Annotated in this window: 24 protein-coding genes; 10 read left to right on the top strand and 14 right to left on the bottom strand. The window is 72.6% G+C overall.

Annotation, left to right across the window (positions count from 1 at the left end):
* Window positions 1-91: 91 nt before the first annotated feature.
* Window positions 92-757, bottom strand: coding sequence for an aggregation-promoting factor C-terminal-like domain-containing protein (locus ACZ52J_RS40265; RefSeq protein ID WP_465626123.1), 666 nt, complete (start codon window positions 755-757; stop codon window positions 92-94).
* A gap of 539 nt (window positions 758-1,296) precedes the next feature.
* On the bottom strand, window positions 1,297-2,127 hold the full coding sequence (locus tag ACZ52J_RS40270) for an EI24 domain-containing protein (RefSeq protein WP_465626125.1): 831 nt from the start codon (window positions 2,125-2,127) through the stop codon (window positions 1,297-1,299).
* A 141-nt stretch (window positions 2,128-2,268) separates the two neighbouring features.
* Between ACZ52J_RS40270 and ACZ52J_RS40275 the strand changes: the two genes are divergently transcribed.
* On the top strand, window positions 2,269-3,057 hold the full coding sequence (locus ACZ52J_RS40275; protein WP_465626127.1) for a S1 family peptidase: 789 nt from the start codon (window positions 2,269-2,271) through the stop codon (window positions 3,055-3,057).
* Window positions 3,058-3,330: 273 nt separating this feature from the next.
* On the opposite strand, the gene ACZ52J_RS40280 is transcribed toward ACZ52J_RS40275, so the two are convergent.
* Window positions 3,331-4,539, bottom strand: coding sequence for a helix-turn-helix domain-containing protein (locus tag ACZ52J_RS40280; RefSeq protein WP_465626129.1), 1,209 nt, complete (start codon window positions 4,537-4,539; stop codon window positions 3,331-3,333).
* A gap of 224 nt (window positions 4,540-4,763) precedes the next feature.
* The gene (locus ACZ52J_RS40285; RefSeq protein ID WP_465626131.1) at window positions 4,764-6,203 is read right to left on the bottom strand and encodes an amino acid permease; all 1,440 of its coding nucleotides are present in this window, start codon (window positions 6,201-6,203) and stop codon (window positions 4,764-4,766) included.
* Between the two features lie 456 nt (window positions 6,204-6,659).
* On the opposite strand from ACZ52J_RS40285, the gene ku reads away from it, so the two are divergent.
* Together ku and ACZ52J_RS40295 are read left to right on the top strand one after the other, a co-directional pair.
* The gene (gene ku, locus ACZ52J_RS40290; RefSeq protein WP_465626133.1) at window positions 6,660-7,700 is read left to right on the top strand and encodes a non-homologous end joining protein Ku; all 1,041 of its coding nucleotides are present in this window, start codon (window positions 6,660-6,662) and stop codon (window positions 7,698-7,700) included.
* Between the two features lie 48 nt (window positions 7,701-7,748).
* On the top strand, window positions 7,749-8,030 hold the full coding sequence (locus ACZ52J_RS40295; RefSeq protein WP_360491653.1) for a hypothetical protein: 282 nt from the start codon (window positions 7,749-7,751) through the stop codon (window positions 8,028-8,030).
* 42 nt (window positions 8,031-8,072) lie between these two features.
* Here ACZ52J_RS40295 and ACZ52J_RS40300 read toward each other — a convergent pair whose 3' ends face one another.
* Together ACZ52J_RS40300 and ACZ52J_RS40305 are read right to left on the bottom strand one after the other, a co-directional pair.
* Window positions 8,073-9,461 (bottom strand): NADP-dependent succinic semialdehyde dehydrogenase, encoded by a 1,389-nt coding sequence (locus tag ACZ52J_RS40300; protein ID WP_465626135.1) that lies wholly within the window; start codon window positions 9,459-9,461, stop codon window positions 8,073-8,075.
* A gap of 134 nt (window positions 9,462-9,595) precedes the next feature.
* Window positions 9,596-9,877 carry a DUF6158 family protein gene (locus ACZ52J_RS40305; RefSeq protein WP_360491647.1) on the bottom strand — a complete coding sequence of 94 codons (282 nt, stop codon included), beginning with the start codon at window positions 9,875-9,877 and terminating at the stop codon, window positions 9,596-9,598.
* Window positions 9,878-10,061: 184 nt separating this feature from the next.
* Between ACZ52J_RS40305 and ACZ52J_RS40310 the strand changes: the two genes are divergently transcribed.
* Window positions 10,062-11,060 carry an adenosine deaminase gene (locus tag ACZ52J_RS40310; RefSeq protein ID WP_465626137.1) on the top strand — a complete coding sequence of 333 codons (999 nt, stop codon included), beginning with the start codon at window positions 10,062-10,064 and terminating at the stop codon, window positions 11,058-11,060.
* 132 nt (window positions 11,061-11,192) lie between these two features.
* On the opposite strand, the gene ACZ52J_RS40315 is transcribed toward ACZ52J_RS40310, so the two are convergent.
* From ACZ52J_RS40315 to ACZ52J_RS40335, 5 genes are all read right to left on the bottom strand, one after another.
* On the bottom strand, window positions 11,193-11,780 hold the full coding sequence (locus tag ACZ52J_RS40315; RefSeq protein WP_465626139.1) for a dihydrofolate reductase family protein: 588 nt from the start codon (window positions 11,778-11,780) through the stop codon (window positions 11,193-11,195).
* Between the two features lie 72 nt (window positions 11,781-11,852).
* Entirely contained in the window at window positions 11,853-12,479 is a 627-nt protein-coding gene (locus ACZ52J_RS40320) for a vitamin K epoxide reductase family protein (RefSeq protein WP_465626141.1), read from the bottom strand.
* A complete protein-coding gene (locus ACZ52J_RS40325) occupies window positions 12,476-13,270 on the bottom strand; it encodes a DsbA family protein (RefSeq protein ID WP_465626143.1) in 795 nt (264 codons plus the stop codon). The genes ACZ52J_RS40320 and ACZ52J_RS40325 overlap by 4 nt, the downstream gene beginning before the upstream one ends.
* A gap of 148 nt (window positions 13,271-13,418) precedes the next feature.
* A complete protein-coding gene (locus ACZ52J_RS40330) occupies window positions 13,419-14,078 on the bottom strand; it encodes a hypothetical protein (RefSeq protein WP_465626145.1) in 660 nt (219 codons plus the stop codon).
* Between the two features lie 98 nt (window positions 14,079-14,176).
* Window positions 14,177-14,638, bottom strand: coding sequence for an SRPBCC family protein (locus tag ACZ52J_RS40335; protein WP_360491629.1), 462 nt, complete (start codon window positions 14,636-14,638; stop codon window positions 14,177-14,179).
* Between the two features lie 132 nt (window positions 14,639-14,770).
* On the opposite strand from ACZ52J_RS40335, the gene ACZ52J_RS40340 reads away from it, so the two are divergent.
* Window positions 14,771-15,640 (top strand): Fpg/Nei family DNA glycosylase, encoded by an 870-nt coding sequence (locus ACZ52J_RS40340; protein ID WP_465626147.1) that lies wholly within the window; start codon window positions 14,771-14,773, stop codon window positions 15,638-15,640.
* A 56-nt stretch (window positions 15,641-15,696) separates the two neighbouring features.
* Here ACZ52J_RS40340 and ACZ52J_RS40345 read toward each other — a convergent pair whose 3' ends face one another.
* The gene (locus ACZ52J_RS40345) at window positions 15,697-16,554 is read right to left on the bottom strand and encodes an SAM-dependent methyltransferase (RefSeq protein ID WP_465626149.1); all 858 of its coding nucleotides are present in this window, start codon (window positions 16,552-16,554) and stop codon (window positions 15,697-15,699) included.
* Window positions 16,555-16,761: 207 nt separating this feature from the next.
* Here ACZ52J_RS40345 and ACZ52J_RS40350 point away from each other — a divergent pair, with 207 nt between their 5' ends.
* From ACZ52J_RS40350 to ACZ52J_RS40370, 5 genes are all read left to right on the top strand, one after another.
* Window positions 16,762-17,667, top strand: coding sequence for a polysaccharide deacetylase family protein (locus ACZ52J_RS40350; protein ID WP_465626151.1), 906 nt, complete (start codon window positions 16,762-16,764; stop codon window positions 17,665-17,667).
* A 177-nt stretch (window positions 17,668-17,844) separates the two neighbouring features.
* Window positions 17,845-18,171: a hypothetical protein gene (locus tag ACZ52J_RS40355; RefSeq protein WP_360491614.1), complete on the top strand. Its 327-nt coding sequence runs from the start codon at window positions 17,845-17,847 to the stop codon at window positions 18,169-18,171.
* 147 nt (window positions 18,172-18,318) lie between these two features.
* Window positions 18,319-19,398 carry a class I SAM-dependent methyltransferase gene (locus ACZ52J_RS40360; protein WP_465626153.1) on the top strand — a complete coding sequence of 360 codons (1,080 nt, stop codon included), beginning with the start codon at window positions 18,319-18,321 and terminating at the stop codon, window positions 19,396-19,398.
* 177 nt (window positions 19,399-19,575) lie between these two features.
* On the top strand, window positions 19,576-20,448 hold the full coding sequence (locus ACZ52J_RS40365) for a sulfurtransferase (protein WP_360491608.1): 873 nt from the start codon (window positions 19,576-19,578) through the stop codon (window positions 20,446-20,448).
* A 186-nt stretch (window positions 20,449-20,634) separates the two neighbouring features.
* On the top strand, window positions 20,635-22,161 hold the full coding sequence (locus ACZ52J_RS40370; RefSeq protein ID WP_465626156.1) for a M1 family metallopeptidase: 1,527 nt from the start codon (window positions 20,635-20,637) through the stop codon (window positions 22,159-22,161).
* A gap of 115 nt (window positions 22,162-22,276) precedes the next feature.
* Here ACZ52J_RS40370 and ACZ52J_RS40375 read toward each other — a convergent pair whose 3' ends face one another.
* Together ACZ52J_RS40375 and ACZ52J_RS40380 are read right to left on the bottom strand one after the other, a co-directional pair.
* Window positions 22,277-23,119 (bottom strand): AAC(3) family N-acetyltransferase, encoded by an 843-nt coding sequence (locus ACZ52J_RS40375; RefSeq protein ID WP_465626158.1) that lies wholly within the window; start codon window positions 23,117-23,119, stop codon window positions 22,277-22,279.
* 161 nt (window positions 23,120-23,280) lie between these two features.
* The gene (locus ACZ52J_RS40380) at window positions 23,281-23,667 is read right to left on the bottom strand and encodes a hypothetical protein (RefSeq protein WP_465626160.1); all 387 of its coding nucleotides are present in this window, start codon (window positions 23,665-23,667) and stop codon (window positions 23,281-23,283) included.
* Between the last annotated feature and the right edge of the window lie 209 nt (window positions 23,668-23,876).

Genomic DNA, 23,876 nt, shown 5'->3' on the forward strand with positions numbered 1-23,876 from the left:
TCCGCTGCCTAATCAGACGGGCTTGGACCCTCTACCGCTGGGATACCCGGCCTCGAAGCCCCCGCATCCGATGACCTACTGGCGGACGCCCTTAGTACCAGTGGTGCGCCTGCCAGAACGACCAGGCGCCGCAGGGGCTGCCGTAGCGGGTGTTCATGTAGTCCAGGCCCCACTTGATCTGGGTGGCCGGGTTGGTGCGCCAGTCGGCGCCCGCGGAGGCCATCTTGGAGCCCGGCAGGGCCTGGACCAGGCCGTAGGCGCCGGAGGAGGCGTTGACGGCCAGCGGGTTCCAGCTGCTCTCGCGGAACACGATGTTGCTGAAGCACTGCAGCTGGCCGGCCGGGACGATCTGCGCGGCGATCTGCTGCGGGGTGCCGGAGTAGGCGGCGGCGAGGTTCGGACGCTCCTGGGAGCGGGAGGCGGCGGCCTCGGCGTCGGCCCTGGCCTTGGCGTCCGCCTGGGCCTTCGCCTCGACCTCGGCCTGCGCCTGCGCCTGGGCCTGGGCCTGGGCCTGCGCCTGCGCGGCGGCGTCCGCGTCGGCCTTGGCCTGGGCGGCCTGCTGGGCAGCGGCAGCGGTGTCAGCCTGGGCCTGGTCGGTGACCGGCTTGCCGTCCACCGAGACGGCGGCCGCGGGTGCGGCGGCCTCGACGGTGTTCCCGGCCTGCGGGATGGCGAGGGCGGCGGTGGCGGCGCTCGCGACCACGAGGGTGGCGATACCGGTGATCAGGGAGTTGCGGCGGGCATGGCTGAGCTGCATGAAGCGGGCGTTCCTTCTCCGTCGGGGCCCGCGCCGGTTTGCCGGGCACGGGGCATCGCACGGGCTCCGGGTGAGCGGGGCCCGCGCGGCCGTCCGGGACGGCCGTGGCGCCCCGGGTGAAGCGGCGGGGCGGGCGGGCTGCGCGGCGGACCGGGGGTCGGCCGCGCTGCCTGGCGACTGGCCATTCTTGGCAGGGCTCGAGACGGGTGGCAAAGGCGCGCGCTACTACGTCACGTAGTAACCCCACGGCGGTCATGCGAAAGCGTGACGGTGGATTTGAGGTGATTTATCCGGATTGCGAACCCGAGGGTCAAGCAGCGCACGCATCGGAGGAACGCAAGGGTGGCAGTCGCGGTGGCCTGCGTTCTTCAGGCGGGGTGCCGCCGGGCCAACCCCGGACCGGGTGCGGCACCGGCGCCCGGCCGGAGCCGGCCCGTCACCCGTCCACTAGCGAGGGTCGTAGACGCCGATCCCCCTGTGGGCGGCCTCACACGCCGGGCGGGCCGACTTCGGCGCAGAGTGACCGGACGGTCACGACCTCAGGGGGTCGCGTACGGGTTTCCGGGAGCGGGCTGTGCGGTGGGAGCGGGGAAGGTGGGGGTGGGCCCCTCCTCCGCCGCTTCCTCCTCCTCAGTGGTCGGGACGAGGTCGCGGGCCAGCAAGGTGGCGCCGGCGACGGCACCCGGCATGGCGAGCACCGTCACCAGTGGCACCAGGAAGGCCAGCACCAGCGGTGTGCCGAAGCCCAGCGCCAGACCGAGCCGGGCGCGCAGCAGCCGGATCCGCTCGGGCTGCGGCACTCGGCGCCGCTGCAGGGCGACGGCCGTCAGCTCGACGGTCAGGAAGAAGCCGGACACCAGGAAGCCGAGCGCCGGGACCACCGTCTGTCCGACCACCGGGATGAACCCGCAGGCGAACAGCACCACGCCGAACGCGGCCACGCGCACCAGCACGTAGACGCTGTCCCGCACCGCGATCAGCAGCTCGCGCCAGAGCAGGGTGTCCGGCGGGGTGGGTGCGCCGCCCTCGGTCTCGTCGACCTTGGCGCAGAGCGCCTCGTAGAAGGGCTGCCCGACCAGCAGGGTGACAGCGGTGAAGGTGAGGAGGGAGAACAGCAGGCCGCCGCCGAAGACGATCGCCGCGAGCGCGTCGCGCAGCAGGCCCTGCCAGGGTGAGCCCCAGTGGTCGGCGAACGGGGTGGCCCAGTCGGCGAGGTCCTTCGACCAGGCTCCGAGGAAGACGAGCGCGACGACGTAGCCGACCAGGGTGAGCAGGGCCGGCAGCATCCCGAAGCCCCACCAGCGGCCGTGTCGGCCCACCCACTTCTGGCCCATGACCAGGTACTTCATCCCCGCCGCAAGATCCCGCATGGGCGATCACCCTAGGGCCTCCGCAGCCGGAACCCCGCATTGCCGTGTTCCTGCCAGTTTCGACCGGCAAGGCCGCGCCCCTCCTGCCATGCCGTCCGCCGGGCCACTCTCGGTCTTCCCCCACCTGCAAGGAGGAGACTGATGAAGCGTCAATTCGGCAGAGTGTTCAGCCTGTTGGCCGGTATGGTGCTCGGTGCCGGCGTGCTGGTGCTGCCCGCCGCCGCCTCGCCCGCGCCGTCGCCGACCGTGGTCGGCGGCACACGGGCGGCGCAGGGCGAGTTCCCGTTCATGGTGCGGCTCTCGATGGGCTGCGGCGGCGCGCTCTACACCTCGCAGATCGTGCTGACCGCCGCCCACTGCGTCGACGGCACCGGTGCCGACAGCAGCATCACCGCCACCGTCGGCGCGGTCGACCTGCGCAGCGGCAGCGCGATCAAGGTCCGCTCGTCGTACGTCTACCAGTCGCCCGCCTTCACCGGTGCCGAGAACGGCGACGACTGGGCACTGATCAAGCTGGCCTCGCCGGTGAACAGCAGCCTGGTCAGCACCCTGCCGATCGCCACCTCCAGCGCCTACGACAACGGCACCTTCACCATCATGGGCTGGGGTGCGGCGAGCGAGGGCGGCGCCCAGCAGCGGTACCTGCTCAAGGCCACCGTGCCGTTCGTCGACGACGCGACCTGTGCCGGCGCCTACCCGGGCCTGAACACCGCCGGCTCGCTCTGCGCCGGCTACGTCGCCCAGGGCGGTGTCGACACCTGCCAGGGTGACTCCGGCGGCCCGATGGTCCGCAAGGACACGGCGGGTCGCTGGGTCCAGGTCGGCATCGTCAGCTGGGGCAACGGTTGCGCCCGCGCGGGCTACCCGGGCATCTACACCCAGGTGAGCACCTACGCGGCCGACATCGCCGCCGCGGCGGCCGGTCTCTGAGTCGGTCTCCGTGCCGGTCTCCACGCCGGTCTCCGAGTCGACCTCCGAGCCGACCCGGCAGGGTCGGTCGGCCGGGTCGAACCGGTGAAGCGGGGTCGGCCACCACTCCCGCAGGTGGTGGCCGGCCCCGCCGTCCTCCGGCGGGGCCGGGCCTCGCCGACCGGCCTGTTCCACCGGGCGTTCGCCCGGTCCGCGCGGCGCCGGACGGCCTGAACCGGACCGCCTGAACCGAACCGCCGCCATGCCCGGGCAGGTACCGCCCTGCCCGGGCATTCACCTGCGCAGCCACTCCTCGGCCCGCCGCTGCTCGCGGGCGACACGGCCGGTGGTGCGGCCGGTCGGGCTCCGGGGTAGGCGGGCGAGCAGGGCCGCGGCGGCCTCGCGGTGGCCGGCGAGGGCGTGGGCGCCGGCGAGGCGGGCGGTGACCAGCGCGTGGTCGCGCGGGTGGGCGGCTGGGTCGAGGACTCGCAGCACGGCCTCCAGCCGGGCTGCCGCGGTGCGGGCGTGGGTGGTGCGGGCGCGGGCGGTGTGGCCGGTGTGGGCGGCGAGGTCCCGCTGGCAGGTGCCGTGGGCGACGGCCAGGACCAGCTCGGCGCGCGCCGCCCAGGGCGCCGGCCCGCCGGAGCGCAGCGCGGCCGCGGTCAGCCGCCGGGCGTCCGCCAGCGCCCGGTGCACGTGCGGCGTCTCGCCGGCCAGCGCGTGGGCGTGGGCCCGGGCGACGGCGGTCCAGGCCCGCAGCCCCGGCAGGGGCGGGGCTGCGGTGCGGGCGGCCTCGGCCAGGGCGAGGGCGGTGGCCGGGTCGCCGCGCCACCAGTGCAGGGTGCTCTGCCGGGTGAGCAGCGCGGCCGTGGTGGCCTGGTCGCCGGTGGCGCGCGCCCACTCCAGGCCGGTGGCGTACCAGCCGAGCGCGCGGGCGCGGCGGTCGCCCTCGAAGTGGGCCCAGCCGGCGAGTTCGGCGTACTGGGCGGCGAGCGAGCGGACCGCGGCGAGGCTCTCGGGCGGGGCGGTGTGCTGCCAGCTGGCCAGGGTGCGGGCGTGGTGCTCCAGGACGGCGGCCAGTTCCTCGCCGCCGATCCGGTCGGCGGCGGTGCGGTAGACGGCGAGCAGCTGGGCGAGCACCTCGACGGTGGCGGCGTCCGGTGGGGCGGTGTCGGCGGCGAGCGGTGTCCGGATGGCGACGGCGAGTTCGCCGAGGCGTTCGCGCTCCTGCCGGACGGTCTGCCAGAGTTCCGCCAACTCGCCGCAGGCGATGAGGAGTTCGTCGGCCCGGGCGGGCATGCCCGGCGGCGGCCAGCGCCGGGCGTTCTCCACCCGGCTGATCAGCGAGTTGTGGTAGCCGAGCAGCCGGCCGAGCTCGGACTGGCTGAGGCCGCGGGCCTCGCGCCAGTGGCGCAGCCGACGGCCGAAGCGCTGGCGCGCGGACTCTGGTTCCGAGCGGGGTGGGGACGGCGAGGGTGGCGTGGGGGTGGGCAGGGGCGGCACGGGGTCTCCCGGAGAGGGTGGGGGAGCGCTCGTGGGGGAGCGCCATGCCCAGGTATCCCCCTTGACGTGCCTTGGTCAAACGATGTCGCGTCAGTGTCCTGCCGGTGTCGTGCTGCCACCGTGTCGCCATCGTGCCGACAGGGCGGGGGCCCGGGAAACGGCGCCGGGCCCGGGAGCCTCCGTAGCGGCTCCCGGGCCCGGCGTTCCCGCGCGGTGCGGACGGGTCAGGACTCCGCCGCCACCGCGGCCCGCCGCCGGCGGCCCACCACGGCCGAGGCCGCGAGCACGATCGCCGCGGCGACCAGCGACAGGTACATCTGCTTGCGCCCGTCGGCGTCGGTGAACATGTACGCCATGACGAACCCGATCATGCCCATCGCGGTCCAGGTCAGGTACGGGTACAGCCACATCCGGACGGTCAGCCGCTCGGGCATCTCCCGCTCGATGATCTTGCGCATCCGCAGCTGGGTGGCGCAGATTACCAGCCAGACGAAGAGCGCGACCGCACCGGAGGAGTTGAGCAGGAAGGCGAACACCGTGTCCGGCGAGGTGTAGTTGAAGAAGACCGCGACGAAACCGAAGACCACCGAGGAGAGGATGGCCACCCGCGGCACGCCGCGGTCGGTCACCTTCGCGAAGGCCTTCGGGGCGTCGCCGCGCTGGCCGAGCGAGAAGGCCATCCGGGAGGCGGTGTACATCCCGGAGTTGAGGCAGGACAGCACCGCGGTCAGCACGATCACGTCCATCACCTGGCCGGCGCCCGGGATGCCGATGTGGTCCAGCACCGCCACGTACGGGCTGGCCTTGACCTCGGCCGAGTCCCAGGGCAGCAGGGTGACCACGAGCAGGATCGAGCCCAGGTAGAAGATGCCGATGCGCCAGATCACGCTGTTGGTGGCCTTGGTGACCGCCTTCTGCGGGTCCTCCGACTCGCCGGCGGCCAGGGTGACGATCTCGCTGCCCATGAAGGCGAAGACGACGGTCAGCATGCCGGTGAACACCGCGCCCACCCCGTGCGGCAGGAAGCCGCCGTGGCCGGTCAGGTTGCTGGTGCCGACCGCGTGGGTGCCGGGCAGCAGGCCGAAGGCGGCGAGGAGGCCGATCACCAGGAAGGCGGCGATCGCGACCACCTTGATCCCGGCGAACCAGAACTCGAACTCGCCGTACGAGGCCACCGAGAAGAGGTTGGTGGCGGTCAGCACCGCCATCACGATCAGCGCCCAGCCCCACTGAGGCACGCCGGGCACCCACTGGTTGAGGATCTTCGCGCCGGCCGTCGCCTCGACCGCCAGCACCACGACCCAGAAGAACCAGTACAGCCAGCCGATGGAGAACCCGGCCCAGCGGCCCAGCGCGCGGTCCGCGTACGCCGAGAAGGAGCCGCTCTGCGGATCGGCCGCGGCCATCTCGCCGAGCATCCGCATCACCAGCACGACCAGCGCGCCGGCCAGTGCGTAGGAGAGCAGGATGCCGGGGCCGGTGGACGCGATGCCCGCGCCGGAGCCGACGAAGAGGCCGGCGCCGATCACGCCGCCGATGGCGATCATCGACAGGTGGCGGTTCTTGAGCCCGGCCTTCAGGTTGCCGTCTCCGCCGTGCCCGTGCGGCCCCGCCTGGTGGGGGACCTGGGCGGCTGCCGCCGACTTGGTGGTGTTCGCACTCATCTAGGGGTGCCCTGTGCCTTTCCAGCGCGGCGACCCCGGGCTCGTCGCCACAGGGTGGGGGGACAGACCCGCGCATTGCGGTGCAACCTAACTTCTACGCCCGAGTATCGGAACAAGGCATTGATAACTGTTCGCTTACCGGACACAAAAGGCCAGGTCAGAGTGGGTGCGAAAGGGGTCCGGAAAGCTCAGATCTGACGCAGCGTCAGGTGGGTGGAGGCCGGGCGAGCTCAGATCCCCTCAGCGGAGCGTGGTCGCCTCCGTGCGGGCGGTCATCCGCATCGACCTCCCTCGGCCCGTGGGCGGCCCGGTGTGGCCGATCGGGGCAAACCCGGGCAGAGTGGGATTCTCGGGGCATTCGTCGGAGCACTCCCGAGCGTGCTCGGCGCCCTCGGTTCCCGGTGATCGCCGGTTCCCGGCGGCCGTCGGCTCCCGGCGCCGGACAGGAGCGACCCCATGCAGACCACCTGGAAGGGGACGATCAGCTTCGGGCTGGTCAGCATCCCCGTCCACCTCTACTCCGCGACGCAGGAGCACGACGTCCCGCTGCACCAGGTGCACGCCAAGGACGGCGGCCGGGTGCGGATGAAGCGGTACTGCGAGCAGGAGGAGAAGGAGGTCCCGTACGCGGAGATCGCCAAGGGCTACGAGTCCCCCGACGGGCGGACCGTCACGCTCAGCGACGAGGACCTCGCCGACCTGCCGCTGCCCAGCAAGAAGGTCATCGACGTGCTGGCCTTCGTCGACGAGGGCGAGATCGACCCGCTGATGTTCTCCAAGGCCTACTACGTGGGTGTCGCCGACAAGGCCGCCGCCAAACCGTACGCGCTGCTGCGCGACGCGCTCACCGAGTCCGGGCAGATCGCCGTCACCAAGATCGCGCTGCGCACCCGGGAGTCGCCCGCGGTGCTGCGGGTGCACGACAACACGCTGGTGCTGCAGACCTGCATCTGGCCCGACGAGGTCCGCCCGGCGGCCGGGATCGCGCCCGAGGAGAACGTCACCGTCCGGCCGCAGGAGCTCAAGATGGCGCGGTCGCTGATGGACACCCTCTCCGAGGACTTCGACCTGGCCCAGCTGCACGACGACTACCAGCAGGCGCTGCAGCAGGTGATCACCGCGCGGCTGGAGGGCGTCGAGATCCCGCACGAGGAGGAGCCCGGCGAGGCGCCGGACAACGTGATCGACCTGATGGAGGCGCTGCGCAGCAGCCTCAAGCGGGCCAAAGGCGGCCACGGACCGGCGGCGGAAGCGGAACCGGAAGCGGAGGCGGAATCGGAGGCGGAGCCGGCTTCGGCGGAGGAGCAGAAGCTCACTCCGCGCAAGCGCGCCGCCGCGAAGAAGAGCGCCCCCGCCGCCCAGCGGACCACCGAACAGACTGCCAAGCGGACCGCCGAGAAGAGCACCACGGCGAAGAAGAGCACCACGGCGAAGAAGACGCCCGCGGCGAAGAAGACCACGAGCCGGAAGTCCACGGCTCCCCGCAGGGCCTCCTGACCCCCGGGCCAGGCCTTTCCCTCCCGTCCAGCATTGGAGGCGATCCCGATGGACCTGCTGACCTACAAGGAAGTCGAAGCCGGCCCCGAGGCCCAGAGAAACCAGGGCTTCGGGCACCGGGCCTGGAACTGGCTGCTCACCCTCAGCCCCACCGTGGTGACGTTCATGATCGCGCTCTCGGTCGGGCTCGGCATGGTCGCCACCCAGGTGAGCCTGACGCCGATGCTGGTGCTGATGGCGATCTTCTGGGGCTGTACCGTCGTCGCGATGGTCGGCGTGATCGCCCGCTGGATGACGCCCGGCCGGGGCAGGCACCGGATCGCGGCCTGACCCGGCCGGTGAGCGCCGGGGTGAACGGGGCTCCGGGAGGGATCAGCCGATCCACACCGTGGTGACGTTGCAGAACTCCCGGATCCCGTGCCCGGACAGCTCCCGCCCGAAGCCGGAGCGCTTGACGCCGCCGAACGGCAGTGCCGGGTGGGAGGCGGTCATCCCGTTGAAGAACACCCCGCCGGCCTGGATGTCGCGCACGAAGCGCTCCTGCTCGTCCTCGTCCCGGGTCCAGACGTTGGAGCTGAGGCCGAACGGGGTGTCGTTGGCGAGCGCCACCGCCTCGTCCAGGTCGGCGACCCGGTAGACGGTGGCCACCGGCCCGAAGGTCTCCTCCTGGTGGATCCGCATGGCCGGGGTGATGCCGGTCAGCACCGTCGGCTCGTAGAAGTACCCGGTGTCCCAGCCCTCCGGGCGCCCGCCGCCGCACTCGACCCGGGCACCGTGCGTCCGGGCGTCCTCGACCAACTCCTCCAGGTCGTCCCGGCCCTGCCGGCTGGCCAGCGGGCCGACGTCGGTGGCCTCGTCCATCGGGTCGCCGACGCGCAGTGACCGCATCGCCTCGGCGAAGCCGGCGGTGAAGCGGTCGTAGACGTCGGTGTGCACGATGAAGCGCTTGGCGGCGATGCAGGACTGGCCGTTGTTCTGCGCCCGGGCGCGGACGGCGGTCTGCACCGCCGCGTCCAGATCGGCGCTCGGCAGGACGACGAACGGGTCGCTGCCGCCCAGCTCCAGCACCGCCTTCTTCACCACGTCTGCCGCGGTGGCGGCGACCGCCCGCCCGGCCGGCTCGCTGCCGGTGAGGGTCACCGCGGCCACCCGGGGATCCCGGATCACGCCCTCGACCGCGCCCGAGCCGATCAGCAGCGTCTGGAAGCAGCCCTCCGGGAAGCCGGCCCGCTGGAACAGCTCCTCGAGCGCCACCGCCGTGCGCGGCACATTGGACGCGTGCTTGAGCAGGCCGACGTTGCCCGCCATCAGGGCCGGCGCGGCGAACCGGATCACCTGCCAGAACGGGAAGTTCCACGGCATCACGGCCAACACCGGCCCGATTGGGCGGTAGCGGACGTACGCGCGGGCGGCGCCGGAGTCGGTGACGTCGGCCGGGGCCGGGTGCTCGTCGGCGAGCAGCGCCTCGGCGTTGTCCGCGTACCAGCGCATCGCCTTCGCGCACTTGGCGGCCTCGGCGCGGGCGGCGGCGAGCGGCTTGCCCATCTCCTCGGTCATGGTCCGGGCGACCGTCTCCCGGTCCTGGTCCAGCAGGTCGGCGGCGCGGCGCATCAGCTCGGCCCGGGCGGCGAACGGGGAATTGCGGTAGCCGTGGAAGGCGGCCTCGGCACGGGCCAGCCGCCGCTCGAGTCCGGCCGCGTCGAGCGGTTCGAAGGTCTCCAGGGTCTCGCCGGTCGCGGGGTTGACGCTGGCGATGGGCATACGGGGCTCCCGAGGGGGTCTGGGTCCGGTGCGTCTGCCCTCACACCCTCCCCGACGGCCGGGCTCCGGGCACGCCACGGCGCGCCCGGCGTGTCCCGCCGGGCGCGCGGACCGGCCCCGTCACTCCGGCCCTGTCACTCCGGCAGCGACTCCACCCGGGCCGCCGCCTCCCGGGCCCGGGCGCCGGCCCTGGTCCGCCCGGCGGTCACCTGCCGGCTGGGGAACCGGTGCAGGTACTCGGCCTCCAGCTGCCCGGTGCGCAGGGTGTGCCGCTTCAGCGCCTCCTCCGAGCCGTACAGGAAGGTCTCGTGGCGCGTGCGGTGCAGCTGTTCCAGCTCGTGCAGGAGCGTGTCATTGCCCAGAGCGTGCGGGGAGATGCCCTCGGGCCGGATGTGCGTGGCGTCGGCGTGCCGCATCTCGGTACCTCCTCGGCGGAAGCCCCCTCCTACGGGGTGCCCGGTGGCCGTCGCCGGTACACCCGTGCGCTCCGGGCCGTGCCCGGGGGCGGATCGCGGCGGAGCATCGGCGTTGACCGTCCGGATCGTAGGATGAATCTTTCCGTACCTTCGGGTTTCCCGCTACCGCTCGGACAGATCGCTGATGCCGCTTCCCAAGGCCGAACTCCACCTGCACATCGAAGGCACCCTGGAGCCCGAACTCGCCTTCGAGCTCGCGGCCCGCAACGGGGTCGAGCTGCCGTATGCCGACACCGAGGAGCTGCGCACCGCGTACTCCTTCAGCGACCTGCAGTCCTTCCTGGACCTGTACTACGCGCTGATGGCCGTGCTGCGCACCGAGGACGACTTCGCCGACCTCGCCGACGCCTACCTGGCACGGGCCGCCGAGCAGGGCGTCCGGCACGCGGAGATCTTCTTCGACCCGCAGGCGCACACCGCGCGCGGGGTGCCGCTGGGTGTGGTGGTGGACGGTCTGACCCGGGCGCTGTCGCGCAGCGAGGAGCGGTACGGGATCAGCACCCGGCTGATCATGTGCTTCCTGCGGGACGAGTCCGCCGAGTCCGCGCTGGAGACCTTCGAGGCCGCCCGCCCGTACTTCGACCGGATCGCGGGCATCGGCCTGGACTCGGCCGAGGTCGGCAACCCGCCGGCGAAGTTCCGCGAGGTGTACCGCCGGGCCGCCGAGGCCGGACTGCGGCGTGTCGCCCACGCGGGCGAGGAGGGCCCGGCCTCGTACATCACCGAGGCGCTGGACGTCCTCGGCGTCGAACGGATCGACCACGGGCTGCGCTGCCTGGAGGACGGCGAACTGGTCGCCCGCCTGGTCCGCGAGCAGATCCCGCTGACCCTCTGTCCGCTGTCCAACGTCCGCCTGCGCTGCATCGACACGATCAACGACCACCCGCTGCGCGAGATGCTGGAGGCCGGCCTGCTGGTCACCGTCAACTCCGACGACCCGGCGTACTTCGGCGGCTACGTCGAGGACAACTTCCGCGCCGTCCGCGAGGCCCTCGGGCTGGACCAGGAGACCCTGCGCCGGCTGGCCGCCAACTCCTTCCGCGCCTCCTTCATCGACGAGGGGCGGCGGGCCGAACTCCTGGCCGAGGTCGAGGCGTTCACCTTCGGCCCGGCGGCGGGCTGACGCGGGCGGATCGCCCGACACTCCCACCCGGGCGGGCCGGCCTGGCCGGCCTGTCCGGGTGACCACCCCGCCGCCGGAGCCCCCGGCCCAGCTGGGCCTGCGGCTACTCCGGCACGGCCGCCTTCACCGACCTCACGGGGCTGCCGAGGCAGCCCCGCGGTCCCGGACGTAGTGGAGCAGGGTGACGCCGTTGGTGAACCGGTGGGTCCCGGTCAGGGTGAGCGGGGTGGGGCGGTCGGTCGGGCGGAAGAACAGGGTGCCGCGGCCGAGCACGACCGGGTGGACGTAGAGGCGGAACTCGTCGATCAGGTCCTGGTCGAGGAAGGACGAGGCCAGGTTCGCGCCGCTGAGCGAGAGGTCACCGCCCGGGCCTTCGGTGAGGGCGGTGACCGACTCCGGGGTGACCTCGCGGACCACCGTGGTGTTCCAGTCGGCGTGGTCGAGGGTGCGGGAGAAGACGATCTTCGGCATCGCGCGCCAGATGCCCGCGAACTCGATCATCGGGCCGTCGGCGGCCGGGTCCCGGTCGGCGGTCGGCCAGTACGAGGCCATCAGCTCGTGCGTCACCCGGCCGGAGACGAAACCACCCATCCGGGCGAGTTCCCGGTTGAAGTGGGTGTGCACCTCGTCGTCGACCAGGTGCCAGGAGAGGTCGTGGTCCGGGCCCTCGAAGTAGCCGTCCACCGAGAGGGAGACGAAGAGGACGATCCTGCGTCGCATGAAGCCCCCACGAGGAGGAGTGGTCCGGTGGCCCTCCCGCTCCGGACGGGGGCGGGAGGGCGGCGGACCGGATCAGATCAGGGTGCTCCAGTAGTACCAGAACCGGTTGAGGATCAGCAGCGCGATCACCGCGTACCACAGCGCCGGAACGGCCCAGTGGTAGCGGGCCGCCTCCCGGACGACCACGCGCAGGCGCGGGCCCACGGGGATCACGCCGCTGCGCAGGTTGTGCAGCGTGGTGTACCAGAACAGCGGGACCACCGCTGCCCACACCACCATGCAGTACGGGCAGAGCGCGCCGATCCGGTAGAGCGCCTGGTACATCAGCCAGGTCACGAAGCCGACCCCGAAGACCGTCCCGGCCTGCAGGCCGAGCCAGAACCAGCGCCGGTACGTCGCACCCGCGAGCAGCCCGGCACCCACCGCGATGACGACCCCGAAGGCCACCAGCCCGATCAGCGAGTTGGGGAAGCCGAAGGCCTCGGCCTGCGCGCTGCGCATGATCGAGCCGCAGCTGATGATCGGATTGATGTTGCAGTTGGGGACGTACGACGGGTCCTTCAGCAGCCGGATCTTGTCCAGGGTGAGGACCGCCGAGGCGAACAGGCCGACCGCGCCGCCGATCAGCAGCAGCCAGGCGAACGGGCGGCTCGCGCCGTGGGCCGTTCCGACGGCAGCGGCCGGGGAGGGGGCCGTCACCCGGTCACCTGCTTGACCAGCGCGGTGAACTGCTCGGGCGAGGCCGCCTTGCCGTCGGTGAGGACGTCCAGCTTCCGGCCGTCCAGCTTGACCGTCGGGGTGCCGGTGACGTCGCTCCTGTCGAACTCCTCGTTGACCTTGGCCGCCCACGGCGCGTAGGTGCCCTCCTGGACGGCCTTGACGAAGGCGTCCGTCTTCAGACCGGGCACCCGGCCGGCCAGGTCCAGGACGTGGTTGACGTCGCCGAAGGCGTCGCTGCGCTCGTCCGGCTGGTTGGCGTAGAGCACGTCGTGGAACTGCTTGAACTTGTCCACGCCCTCGTTCAGGGCGGCGCCAGCGGCGGCCAGCGCGGTGCGCGAGCCCTTCCCGCCGAGGTTCTTGTCCAGGAACGTCGCCAGGTGGTACTCGATCTTGTACGTGCCCGCGTCGGCGAGCTGCTGGATGGTCGTGCCGGTGGTGGTCTCCAACTGCTCGCAGAACGGGCAGCGGAAGTCCTCGTAGATCGACAGTGTGTGCGGGGCGTCGGCCTTGCCGTAGGAGATCACCGTGCCGCCGTCGCCAGTCGCGTTCGCCGGAACGACCACCGGGCCGCTCGCGGCGGCGTCCGAACCGGAGCCGGAGGAGCCGCCGACGGCGAAGGCCACGCCCGCCGCGAGGGCCAGCACCGCGGCGGAGGCGACGCCGACCACCACCCGGCGGCGGATCCGGTCGGAGCGCTCGGCCTGGGCGCGGGCGCTGCGCATGCGGTCGGTGGCGGAGGTCTTCTGGTCGGTCTTGCGGGTGTTGCTCATGGGGTGTCGTCCTGTGCTCTCGGGCGTGCGGGGGTGCGGGCGCGGCCGGTCGGGGCCTGCGCGGGGAGAGACGGCCGGGTGAGCGAGCGGGCTCGGGGCGAGCGGGGAAGCCCGGGGCGAGCAAGGAAGCTCGGGTCGAGCGAAGGGCTCAGACGGCCAGGGCGAACACCGGCGGACCGCGCCGGACGGCCGGACGGACGACGACGTCCTCGGCGGGGACCAGCACGCGGCTGGCCGGGGGGAACGGCATCCGCGCCACCGGACGGGCCGGGACGGGCGCGGTGAGCAGCAGCAGCCGGCGGGCGGCGGCCGGGAGGTGGCGGTGCAGGAACTCGCCCAGCATCCGGACCGCCCGGGCGAGGCCGGACAACGCGGCGTCCGCGCGGCGCAGCCAGTACGCGCCGACCAGCGCGATCACCGCGTGCAACAGCAGGAGCAGCAGCACGCCGGTCTGCTGGGAGACGCCGTGGCCGAGCAGGAAACCGCCCAGCGAACCGCCGCCGCACAGCAGCGGCTGCAGGCCGTGCCCGGCGCCGGGCGGCAGGGAGGGACAGGCGGTCTGGGCGACGTCGAACAGCGCGCCGGCGCCCAGCTGCAGGGGCAGGAACACCGCGGCGATCGTCGGGTAACCGCGCTCGCGGCCCGCCAGGGCGAAGGCCACCGCGAAGACGGCGACCGAGGCGAGGAGCATCGGACCGACCGGCAGCGCGCGGCCGGTGACCAGCACCTGACCGAGCCCGGCGAGCAGCACGACCAGCGCGGCGAAGACCGCCGCGCGAAGCGTCCTGGTGACCGGGCCGATGTCCATGGCATCCGAGTCTGCCACAGGTTGAAAGTGGAACGGTCTGCTCGGCGGCGCTCTGTGAAGAGCCTCACCACCTGTGCTGAGCTGGGCTTATGTGTCTCTTACGGCTCCTGCGGCGGCTCGTCGGCGGCGCTCACCCGGGCCTCGACCAGCTCCCGGAAATGCTGCAGGTCCTCGCGGACCGTCCGCTCGATCGCCCCGGCCTGGGCGAAGCCGCGCGGCCCGCCGAACGCCTCGTGCACCGCCTCCGGGTCGTACTCCACCCGGATCTGCAGCCGGGTGTGCCGGGCGTCGAGCGGCAGCAGGGCGAACGCGCCGCGGAGCCGGAGGGAGTCCAGCGTCCGCCAGGCCATCACCCGGCCCCGGCCGCGGTCGGTGATCTCGGTGTCGACCGAGCGCTCGGCGCCGCCGACCGCCACCCCGAGGTGCGCCAGGTTCTGCCCGTGCGGATGGGCACTGCGGACGCCGTCGACGAACCGCGGGTAGTCGTGCACCCGGTGGAGCTGCTCCCAGGCGGCGAGGACGGGGGCGGCGATGTCGATCTGTTCCTCAAGGGTGCTCATGGCGGCGCGGCACCTCCCTCCGTTCCAGCCTGCGCTTCGGGGTGGGGGTGGGCAAAGGCGGCGGAGGCGGAGGGGCGGTTGCGGCAGCGGGCAGGGCGCGCGTCGGGCGGTGGGCTGGGGGAGACTGGGCGCATGCCGGAGCTGCCCGAGGTCGAGGCGCTGAGCGCCTTCCTGTCCGAGCGGCTGACCGGGCGTGTGATCGCCCGGGTGCAGCCGGTGGCGATCAGCGCGCTGAAGACGTACGACCCGCCGGTGACGGCGCTGGAGGGACGGACGGTCGGCGCGGTGGCCCGGCGCGGCAAGTTCCTGGACATCGAGGCCGACGGGCTGCACCTGGTGGTCCACCTGGCCCGGGCGGGCTGGCTGCGGTGGAAGGACAGCCTGCCCGCCGAGCCGCCGCGGCCCGGCCCGAAGAACCCGCTGGCGCTGCGGCTGCGCCTGGAGGGCGAGGCCGGTGACGGTTTCGACCTCACCGAGGCCGGGACGAAGAAGGGCCTCGTGGTCTACGTGGTGAAGGACCCGGCCGAGGTGCCGGGCGTGGCCAGGCTCGGCCCGGACCCGCTGGATCCGGGCTTCACCCTGGACGCCTTCGCCGCGCTGCTGCGGGACGACCGGCACCGGATCAAGGGCGTGCTGCGGGACCAGAGCGTGCTGGCGGGGGTGGGCAACGCCTACTCGGACGAGGTGCTGCACGCGGCCCGGATGTCGCCGTACAAGATCGCGGCCAGTCTGAGCGAGGAGGAGACGGCGCGGCTGTACGAGGCGCTCGGCAGCACGCTGCGCGAGGCGGTGGAGCGCTCGCGCGGGCTGGCGGCGGGGGACCTGAAGGCGGAGAAGAAGCTCGGGTTGCGGGTGCACGGCCGGACCGGCCAGCCGTGCCCGGTCTGCGGGGACACCGTACGGGAGGTGTCCTTCGCGGACTCCTCGCTGCAGTACTGCCCGACCTGCCAGACCGGGGGCAAGCCGCTGGCCGACCGGCGGATGTCGCGGCTGCTGAAGTGAACCCGGTGCCGGGCGGGTCGGTGTGCGGCCGTCCTGCCCGGCACCGGTTCGGCGGCTCAGCGCTTGATGGCGACGCCGCCCCAGTAGTACGCGGCCTTCGGGTCGGCCGGGGGCTCGCCGTCCGGGCGCCAGGCCAGGACCGGGGCGACGCCCGGCTCGACCAGCTCCCAGCCGTCGAAGAAGCGGACCACGTCGTCGTAGGAGCGCGGTACCAGGGTCATCCCGCCGGCCCGGGCGGCCTTGGCGACCTTGCCGACGGCCTCCGGGTCGAAGTCCGGGGTGGGGGTGGTGAGGGCGATGCAGCTGCCGGCGGGCAGGGCGTCGCGCAGCGCGGCGACCCGGCCCCACGGGTCGTCCTCGTCGGCGATCAGCATCAGTACGGCGATCATCAGCAGGCCGACCGGCTCGGTGAGGTCGAGGGTGGAGGTGAGCGCCGGGTCGGCGAACAGTTCCTCGGGCTTGCGCAGGTCGGCGTGGATGTAGGTGGTGCGGCTGGCCGGGCTGGAGACCATCAGCGCGCGGGCGTGGGCGAGCACGATCGGGTCGTTGTCGACGTAGACCACCCGGGTGCCGGGGCTGACGGCCTCGGCGATCTCGTGGGTGTTGGGCGAGGTGGGGATGCCGGTGCCGAGGTCGAGGAACTGACGGATGCCGTGTTCCCGGGCCAGGTGGCGGACGGCCCGGCCCTGGAAGGCGCGGTTGGCCTTGGCCATCTCCTTGACGCTCGGCACGGCCTGCTCGATGGCCTGCCCCATGGCGCGGTCCGGCGGAAAGTTGGTCTTGCCGCCCAGCCAGTAGTCGTACACGCGCGCGGAGTGCGGAGTGGTGGTGTCGACGCCGAAACGTTCCCACTGGCTCGGCTCGACGGCGTCGTCCTGCGGGCCCTGCTGGGGGAAGTTCTGACTTGTCGTCATGGCCACGTCCTCTGATGGCAGATCATCACACTGGGGAAGGCACAGCGTAGCGGCCCGGGCGGGAGGCCGAGCGTCCGGTCGGGGAAGACCGGCGGAAGAACCCGGGAAGCGGGGTGTGTGCGACCGTCCTTGGGCCGTCGGAGTGGTGATCGGGGCTGTAGGGGCTACCCCTGGGAGGGGCGGTGACGGCTGGGGGAAGCATTCAGAATGCTGTCAGATCGTCAGATTACTTCGCGAAGATTGCTGCTGGTCGCGGCCGGGATGTCCCTGCTGGGGGCGGCCGCCGGTTGCCGGAGCCCCTGGAACGGCGAGGAGAGTGGCGCCGAAGTGGGGGTCGCCGAGATCGCCCTTCCGGTGGCGCCGCCCGGGCCCGAGGGAGCGCCGGGCGCCGCACCGGCCGCGCCGTCGGCGGTGCCCTCGTCGACCGCTTCGCCCTCGATGACCCGCCCGTCGCCGTCCGCCTCCCCGTCGGCCGCTGCGCCGAGCGTGGTGCCCGTGCACAAGACGCTCACGGACGCGGAGAGCAAGCCGGTGTACGAGCTGGACGCGGCGCGGCGGGTGGTGGCGCTCACCATCGACGACGGGCCGGACCCCCGGCACACGCCCACCGTGCTGGCGCTGCTCCAGCAGCACGGGATCCGGGCGACCTTCTTCCTGATCGGCGAGAACGCGGTCGAGCACCCGGAGCTGGTGCGGGAGATCGCGGACCGAGGCCACCACATCGCCAACCACACCTGGACCCACCCGGACCTGCGGCACCTGTCCGAGACCAAGGTGAAGGACGAGTTGGAGCGCACCACGGACCTGCTGCACAGGACCACCGGCCGGCTGCCCACCTGGTTCCGCGCGCCGGGCGGGGACTGGTCCCCGGTCTCGCTCAAGGTGGCCACCGACCTCGGGATGCGCAACATGGGCTGGTCGGTGGACCCGAGGGACTGGGCCCGGCCGGGCACCTCGGTGATCACCGACCGGATCCTCAAGGACGTCCGGCCCGGGGCGATCGTGCTCAACCACGACGGCGGAGGGGACCGCTCGCAGACGGTGGCGGCGCTGAAGACGTACCTGCCGGTGCTCATCGACTCGGGGTACTCCTTCACGGCTCCGCCGAACTGAGCGACACGGATCGATGGGGAGTGACATGCGGGATGGACGGCAAGGTGGCGGCTTTTCGGTTCAAATCACTCGAAAGGGTGGATTGGAAGAACCGTTTCTGCGGATTTCTGGCTTCTAGGGTGGTCTCGCACCAATTCATCAGGTACCGCCCGGGTACCACCTGAAAGGCCCTCACCCATGCGTCTCCGCAACACCGTTCTCGCCGTCGCCAGCGCCGTCGCCCTCGTTCTCGCCGTTCCGATGTCCGCCAACGCCGCCACCGGCGACTTCCTCTACAAGGTCGGCCCCGGGGTCCCGGCCGGGATCGCCGACCCGGAGAGCGGCAAGTGCATCGACCTGTTCGGCGCGACGGAGAAGGCCCCGGCTTTCGCGCCGGAGAACTTCACCACCTCCACGGCCACGGTGTTCCTCGACTTCGGCTGCAACGGCGACACGTTCTACGTCATGAACCCCGGCAAGAAGCTGGGCGACCGGCTGAAGCTGCGTTCCGTCATCTTCTCCTGAGGCCGACGGACGGGCTGGACCTCCCGGGCGGGCGGTCCGGCGATCGGTAGGGACCGATCGCCGGGCCGCCCGTCTGTTGGGGCTCGTGGGGTGGCGGCGTAGCGTGGCAGGGAGGGGGTTGCCGTCCCGGCCGCGGAGGAGGAAGTCATGTCCGTACGGGAACCGGACGCGGTGAAGCAGGAGGCCTTCGCCGGACGGATGGTGCAGGTGCTGAACGACGCCTGCCTGGGATTCCTGACCAGCCTCGGCCACCAGACCGGGCTCTTCGACCTGATGGCCGGACTCGCGCCCTCGACCAGCGAGGAGATCGCGAGCACCGCCGGACTGAACGAGCGCTACGTGCGCGAGTGGCTGGGCGGCATGGTGGTCGGCGGCATCGTCGAGTACGACCCGGAACGGCGCACCTACGCGCTCCCGCCCGAGCACGCGGCGTCCCTGACCCGGGCGGCCGGGCCGGACAACCTGGGCGCCATGATGCAGTTCCTGTCGATGATCGGCGAGGTCGAGCAGGACCTGCTCGGCCACTTCCGCACCGGCGGCGGGATGCCGTACTCCGCCTACCCGCGCTTCCAGCGGCTGCAGGCCGAGGAGACCGCCCGGGTGTACGACCTGGCGCTGGTGGACGCGATCGTGTCGCTGGTGGACGGGCTGACCGAGCGGCTGCGGGCCGGGATCGACGTGGTGGACATCGGCACCGGGCAGGGCCACGCCATCACGGTGCTCGCCAAGGCGTTCCCCGCGAGCCGGTTCACGGGGATCGACATCTCCGCCGAGGGGATCGCCGCCGCCCGCGAATCGGCGGCCGAACTCGGCCTCCACAACGCCTGGTTCGAGGTCACCGACTCCGCAGAGCTGACCGGCAGGTACGACCTGGTCACCGCCTTCGACGTGATCCACGACCTGGCCCGCCCGACCCGGACGCTCGCCGCCGTCGCGGGCGCGCTGCGGCCCGACGGGGTCTTCCTGATGGGCGACATCGCGGCCAGCAGCAAGCTGGAGGAGAACGTCGAGCACCCGCTGGCGCCCGCGCTCTACACCTTCTCGACCTTCTACTGCATGACGGTCTCGCTCGGCGAGGGCGGCGAGGGCCTCGGGACGGTCTGGGGCGAGCAGACCGCGCGGCGGATGCTGGCGGAGGCCGGGTTCCGGTCGGTCGAGGCGAAGCGGGTCGAGGGGGACATCCTGAACCTGTACTACGTGGCGCGGCCGGACGGGGCGGCTGCCTGAGGGGACGGTTCCCGGCCGGGGTGGCGAACGGCGGACGGGCGCGGTTTTCGGCCGGGGTGGCCCGGGCGCGGCGGCAGACGTACGTTCGAAGTGTCCGGCCCGTTCGCGGCGCGTCGGCGCGTGCGCGCCCGGCGGCCCGGTCCGTGCAGCCCTGGGCGGAGTGAAGGAGGGCACGGGATGACCGGCAACGGCTACGCACACCCCGAGGCGCTGGTCGGCACCGACTGGCTGGCCCACCACCTGGACGACGGGACGATCCGGGTCGTCGAGGTGGACGAGGACACCACCGCCTACGACCGGGACCACATTCCCGGCGCGGTCGGCTGGAACTGGACCACCGACCTGCACAGCCGGGTCGGCCGCGACTACGCCGACCGCGACGGCGTCCAGCACCTGCTACGGGCGGCCGGGGTCGAGGACGACACCACCGTGGTGCTGTACGGCGGCAACAACAACTGGTTCGCCGCGTACGCCTACTGGCTCTTGCGGCTGCGCGGTTTCGGGCCGGTGCGGCTGTTGGACGGCGGGCGCAAGAAGTGGGAGCTGGAGGGCCGCGAGCTCACCGGCGAGGTGATGGACTACCAGCACACCGGCTACCGGCTGACCGGGCCCGAGCGGCCGGAGCTGCGGGCGCTGCGGGACGAGGTGCTGGCCAAGGCCGAGGTGTTCGCCAAGCCAGGGGCGGACGCGGTCCTGGTGGACGTCCGCTCACCGGCCGAGTTCCGGGGCGAGCTGATCGCGCCGCCGCACCTGCCGCAGGAGCAGGCACAGGTGCCCGGGCACATCCCGGGCGCGGTCAACATCCCCTGGTCGCAGGCGGCCAACGATGACGGTTCGTTCCGGTCGGCGGAGGAGCTGCGGGCACTGTACGCGGGCAAGGGCGTGGAGACGGAGCGCGAGGTGATCGCCTACTGCCGGATCGGCGAGCGGTCGGCGCACACCTGGTTCGCGCTCACCGAGCTGCTCGGCTACCCGCACGTGAAGAACTACGACGGCTCGTGGACGGAGTACGGCTCGCTGGTGCGGGCTCCGGTGACGCTCGGGGCCTGAGTGGTGAGAGTGGCCTGAGCGGCAGGAGTGACAAGTGGGGTGAGGTGACGGCGTCGCGGCATTGCTGCGACGGTGTCATTTCGGCGCGTTTCTTTTCATGAACATCTCACAATGGGGGAGTGGAGCGGGGACCACCGGGACAAGGATCGATCCAACCCATCGTTCCGGTGATCCCTGGAGGACCACGTGCGCAAGAGGCTGATCGTCTCTGCTGCCAGTGCCCTGAGCCTGTTCCTGGCCGTCCCCGCCTCGGCATCCGACTTCCAACCCGGCGCGGCCGGGACGGGCGACTCCTACTACCCGACCTACGGCAACGGCGGATACAACGTCTCGCACTACGACATCCGGCTGAAGTACCAGCCCGCCACCGACGAACTCGAAGGCACCACCACCATCCTGGCCACCGCCACCCAGGACCTCTCCCGGTTCAACCTCGACTTCGCGCTGAACGTCTCGGAGGTCCGGGTCAACGGGCGGCCCGCGACCTTCACCACCAGCGGAGAGCAGGAGCTGGAGGTCACCCCCGCCCGGCCGCTCGCCAAGGGCAGCCAGGCCACCGTGGTGGTCCGCTACAAGGGCGTGCCCTCCACTGTGAAGAAGTACGGCTTCACCGCCTGGCTGCGCACGCCGGACGGCGCGGTGGCGGCCGGCGAGCCCGAGTCGGCCTGGTGGTGGTTCCCGAGCAACGACCACCCGAGCGACAAGGCCACCTTCGACGTCTCGGTGCTGGTGCCGGACGGCAACCAGGTGATCAGCAACGGCCTCCTGACCGGCACCTCCTCCCAGGCCGGGTGGACCCGCTACAGCTGGCGCGAGACCAAGCCCCAGGCGACATATCTGGCCACGCTCGCGGTCGGCAAGTTCGACGTCACGACGGACACCACGCCGAGCGGGCTGCCGGTCTACAACGCGTACAGCAAGGACCTCGGCGACAACGCGGACGCGGCCAAGGCGAGCGTCGAGCGCACCGGCGAACTCGTCGACTGGCTGAGCGGCTACTTCGGCGACTACCCGTTCAGCTCGGTCGGCGGCTACGTCCCCAACGTCCCGACCGGCTTCGCGCTGGAGACCCAGACCCGGGTCTTCTACAGCCCCCGGATGTTCGCGAAGGGCTCCAACACCTCGGTGGTCGTCCACGAGCTGGCCCACCAGTGGTACGGCGACAGCGTCTCGCTCTCGCGCTGGAGCGACATCTGGCTGAACGAGGGCTTCGCCCGGTACTCGCAGTTCCTCTGGTCCGAGCACGAGAACGAGGGCACCGCGCAGGAACTGGCCGACTACGTCTACGCCTCCCACCCGGCCGCCGACCCGTTCTGGACCGTCAAGCCGGGCGACCCGGGTGCCGACGACCAGTTCTCGGGCGCCGTGTACGACCGGGGCGCGGTCGCCATCCAGGCGCTGCGCAACACCGTCGGGGACGAGAAGTTCTTCCGGATCCTCAAGGGCTGGCCCACCGAGCGCCGCTACGGCAACGCCACCATCCCGGAATTCCAGGCGTACGCGGAGAAGATCTCCGGCAAGAAGCTCGGCGACCTCTTCCAGACCTGGCTCTTCACCGCCGCGAAGCCGGCCGCCGGGCCGGTGCCGGCGGGGGCCGCGGCGGCCGCCTCGCTGGCGCCGGGCGCGGGCCAGGCCGACGAGCAGCTGCCGGCGGAGCCGAAGTCCTGGAAGAAGATCCAGGAGACCAACTCCCTGCACGACGCGCGGCACTGACCCGCGGCATTGACCCGCGGCACTGACGCCCCGGTCGTGACGCCGGGTCGGGCCAGGTGAGGTGAGGTGACGGGCGGGGCCCGGGTGTCCGCTCGAGCGCGAGCGGGCGGCCGGGCTACGCCGTTGCGGGACCGTCCGCCGCTGCTCCCCGGCCGTCCGCCGCCAGTAGCTCGGTGAGGCGGCGGACGGCGAAGGGTATGAGATCCCGGACCGGGACCAGCCGGCAGGGCGCGGCACCCACCAGCACCTCGCGGATGCCCGCCTGCTCCTCGAACTCCCGGCCCACGAGCGGGAAGTGGGTGTCATTGTCGTCGCCCACGTCCGGCGCCTCGACCCAGACCCGCTCGCCCTGGATCGCCATCGGGAAGCGCCGGAGCTTGAGCCGCCGGTTCGGCGCGAAAGTCTCGGCGTAGTGCAGGAAGGTGTTGCGGTTGTGCCCCACGCCGACCAGCAGCACATGGCCGCCGAGGTCGTGCAGCGCGCCGAACGGCGACTCCCGGCCGATGGCGAAGCCGAGCGAGCGGCGGGTGGTGACCTCCCGGGCGTGCGCCCCCACGGCGGCGACCGAGGCCTGCGGGTGCGTGCTGCGCAGGCTCTCCGGCAGGGCGCGCAGGGCCTCCGCCACCGCCCCCATGGGGGAGGGGAGATCGGGCCGGAACAGCGGGACGGCGGCCCGGAGTTCGGCGACCTCGGGGGTGGGCGGCCCGGGGTGCCCGGGGGCCGGGTCGCTGACCGTGGCGGTCGTGAAGGTGGGCACCGCGACGGTGCCGGACGGCCCCACCGCCTCGCGCAGGCTGGCCACCACGGCCGCCGCGCCGCCCTCGACCCGGCCGAGGCTGGAGAGCGAGGAGTGCACGATCAGCGCCATGCCCTCGCGGACGCCCACCCGGCGCCAGCCCGCCACGAGGTCGGCGGTGGTGAGTGGCGTGGTGAGCGGGATGGTGCCCGGTGCGGTCATGGTGCCCCCTGGTGATGCCGGTGTCGGTTCCGGAGCTGCGGGATGTGGTGCCGGTGCGGGTGCGGCGGTGATGCATCGACGGTGTGGTGGTGGTCCGATCGTTCGGGGCCGACCATAGCGGGTGCCACTGACAACCGGTCAGGAAGGGGCCGGGCCCCGGCTCATCGGGTGTCCGCCTCGGCGAGGGCCCGGGCCTCCTGCTCGGGGGTGAAGCCGTGGCCGAGCGGCGGTTCGCCGCGGCCGCGGTCCCAAGCGAGCACGTCGGCGACGGTGACGGCGAGCGGGGTCGCGGGCAGTCCGGCGGCGCGGGCCCGGGCGGGGTTGCGCCGCCGGCCGGGCCAGAGCGGCTCGGCCCGGACCAGCGGGAAGAACGGCGGCGGGGCGGTCTCCGGCGGCACCGGGACGACCTCCACTTCGGTGCCCGCGACCTCGGCGCAGACGGCGATCAGCCCGCCCAGGGTGGTCGGCTCGGCCGGGCCGACCGCGTGGAAGGCGCCCGGTCGGTCGTCCCGGAGCAGCCGGAGCACCAGCCGGGCGAGGTCGCGCACGTCGACCACCTGGACCGGCTGCTCCGGGCGGCCGGGCAGGGCGATCCGGCCGCCGCGCGCCGCCCGGCGCGCCCAGTAGGTGAGCCCGCGGTTCTCGTCGTGGGGGGGGGGGAACGGTTTTAGGAAGAAAAGGGGGGACCAAGTGCTATAGAAGGGGGGGGTGGGGTTCTTGCCGGAAGCACTGGGCCCTACGTGAGGTCCCTTGTTGT

It is taken from the genome of Kitasatospora sp. NPDC034035, assembly GCF_055575755.1.

What these genes read in the sequence shown, in the direction of transcription:
- ACZ52J_RS40300 (WP_465626135.1), bottom strand. Translation starts at nt 9,461, where the DNA reads ATGCCCATCGCCAGCGTCAACCCCGCGACCGGCGAGACCCTGGAGACC.
- ACZ52J_RS40325 (WP_465626143.1), bottom strand. Translation starts at nt 13,270, where the DNA reads ATGAGCAACACCCGCAAGACCGACCAGAAGACCTCCGCCACCGACCGC.
- ACZ52J_RS40275 (WP_465626127.1), top strand. Translation starts at nt 2,269, where the DNA reads ATGAAGCGTCAATTCGGCAGAGTGTTCAGCCTGTTGGCCGGTATGGTG.
- ACZ52J_RS40315 (WP_465626139.1), bottom strand. Translation starts at nt 11,780, where the DNA reads ATGCGACGCAGGATCGTCCTCTTCGTCTCCCTCTCGGTGGACGGCTAC.
- ACZ52J_RS40295 (WP_360491653.1), top strand. Translation starts at nt 7,749, where the DNA reads ATGGACCTGCTGACCTACAAGGAAGTCGAAGCCGGCCCCGAGGCCCAG.
- ACZ52J_RS40345 (WP_465626149.1), bottom strand. Translation starts at nt 16,554, where the DNA reads ATGACGACAAGTCAGAACTTCCCCCAGCAGGGCCCGCAGGACGACGCC.
- ACZ52J_RS40340 (WP_465626147.1), top strand. Translation starts at nt 14,771, where the DNA reads ATGCCGGAGCTGCCCGAGGTCGAGGCGCTGAGCGCCTTCCTGTCCGAG.
- ACZ52J_RS40335 (WP_360491629.1), bottom strand. Translation starts at nt 14,638, where the DNA reads ATGAGCACCCTTGAGGAACAGATCGACATCGCCGCCCCCGTCCTCGCC.
- ACZ52J_RS40375 (WP_465626158.1), bottom strand. Translation starts at nt 23,119, where the DNA reads ATGACCGCACCGGGCACCATCCCGCTCACCACGCCACTCACCACCGCC.
- ACZ52J_RS40350 (WP_465626151.1), top strand. Translation starts at nt 16,762, where the DNA reads ATGCTGTCAGATCGTCAGATTACTTCGCGAAGATTGCTGCTGGTCGCG.
- ACZ52J_RS40265 (WP_465626123.1), bottom strand. Translation starts at nt 757, where the DNA reads ATGCAGCTCAGCCATGCCCGCCGCAACTCCCTGATCACCGGTATCGCC.
- ACZ52J_RS40305 (WP_360491647.1), bottom strand. Translation starts at nt 9,877, where the DNA reads ATGCGGCACGCCGACGCCACGCACATCCGGCCCGAGGGCATCTCCCCG.
- ACZ52J_RS40285 (WP_465626131.1), bottom strand. Translation starts at nt 6,203, where the DNA reads ATGAGTGCGAACACCACCAAGTCGGCGGCAGCCGCCCAGGTCCCCCAC.
- ku (WP_465626133.1), top strand. Translation starts at nt 6,660, where the DNA reads ATGCAGACCACCTGGAAGGGGACGATCAGCTTCGGGCTGGTCAGCATC.
- ACZ52J_RS40330 (WP_465626145.1), bottom strand. Translation starts at nt 14,078, where the DNA reads ATGGACATCGGCCCGGTCACCAGGACGCTTCGCGCGGCGGTCTTCGCC.
- ACZ52J_RS40355 (WP_360491614.1), top strand. Translation starts at nt 17,845, where the DNA reads ATGCGTCTCCGCAACACCGTTCTCGCCGTCGCCAGCGCCGTCGCCCTC.
- ACZ52J_RS40310 (WP_465626137.1), top strand. Translation starts at nt 10,062, where the DNA reads ATGCCGCTTCCCAAGGCCGAACTCCACCTGCACATCGAAGGCACCCTG.
- ACZ52J_RS40270 (WP_465626125.1), bottom strand. Translation starts at nt 2,127, where the DNA reads ATGCGGGATCTTGCGGCGGGGATGAAGTACCTGGTCATGGGCCAGAAG.
- ACZ52J_RS40365 (WP_360491608.1), top strand. Translation starts at nt 19,576, where the DNA reads ATGACCGGCAACGGCTACGCACACCCCGAGGCGCTGGTCGGCACCGAC.
- ACZ52J_RS40360 (WP_465626153.1), top strand. Translation starts at nt 18,319, where the DNA reads ATGTCCGTACGGGAACCGGACGCGGTGAAGCAGGAGGCCTTCGCCGGA.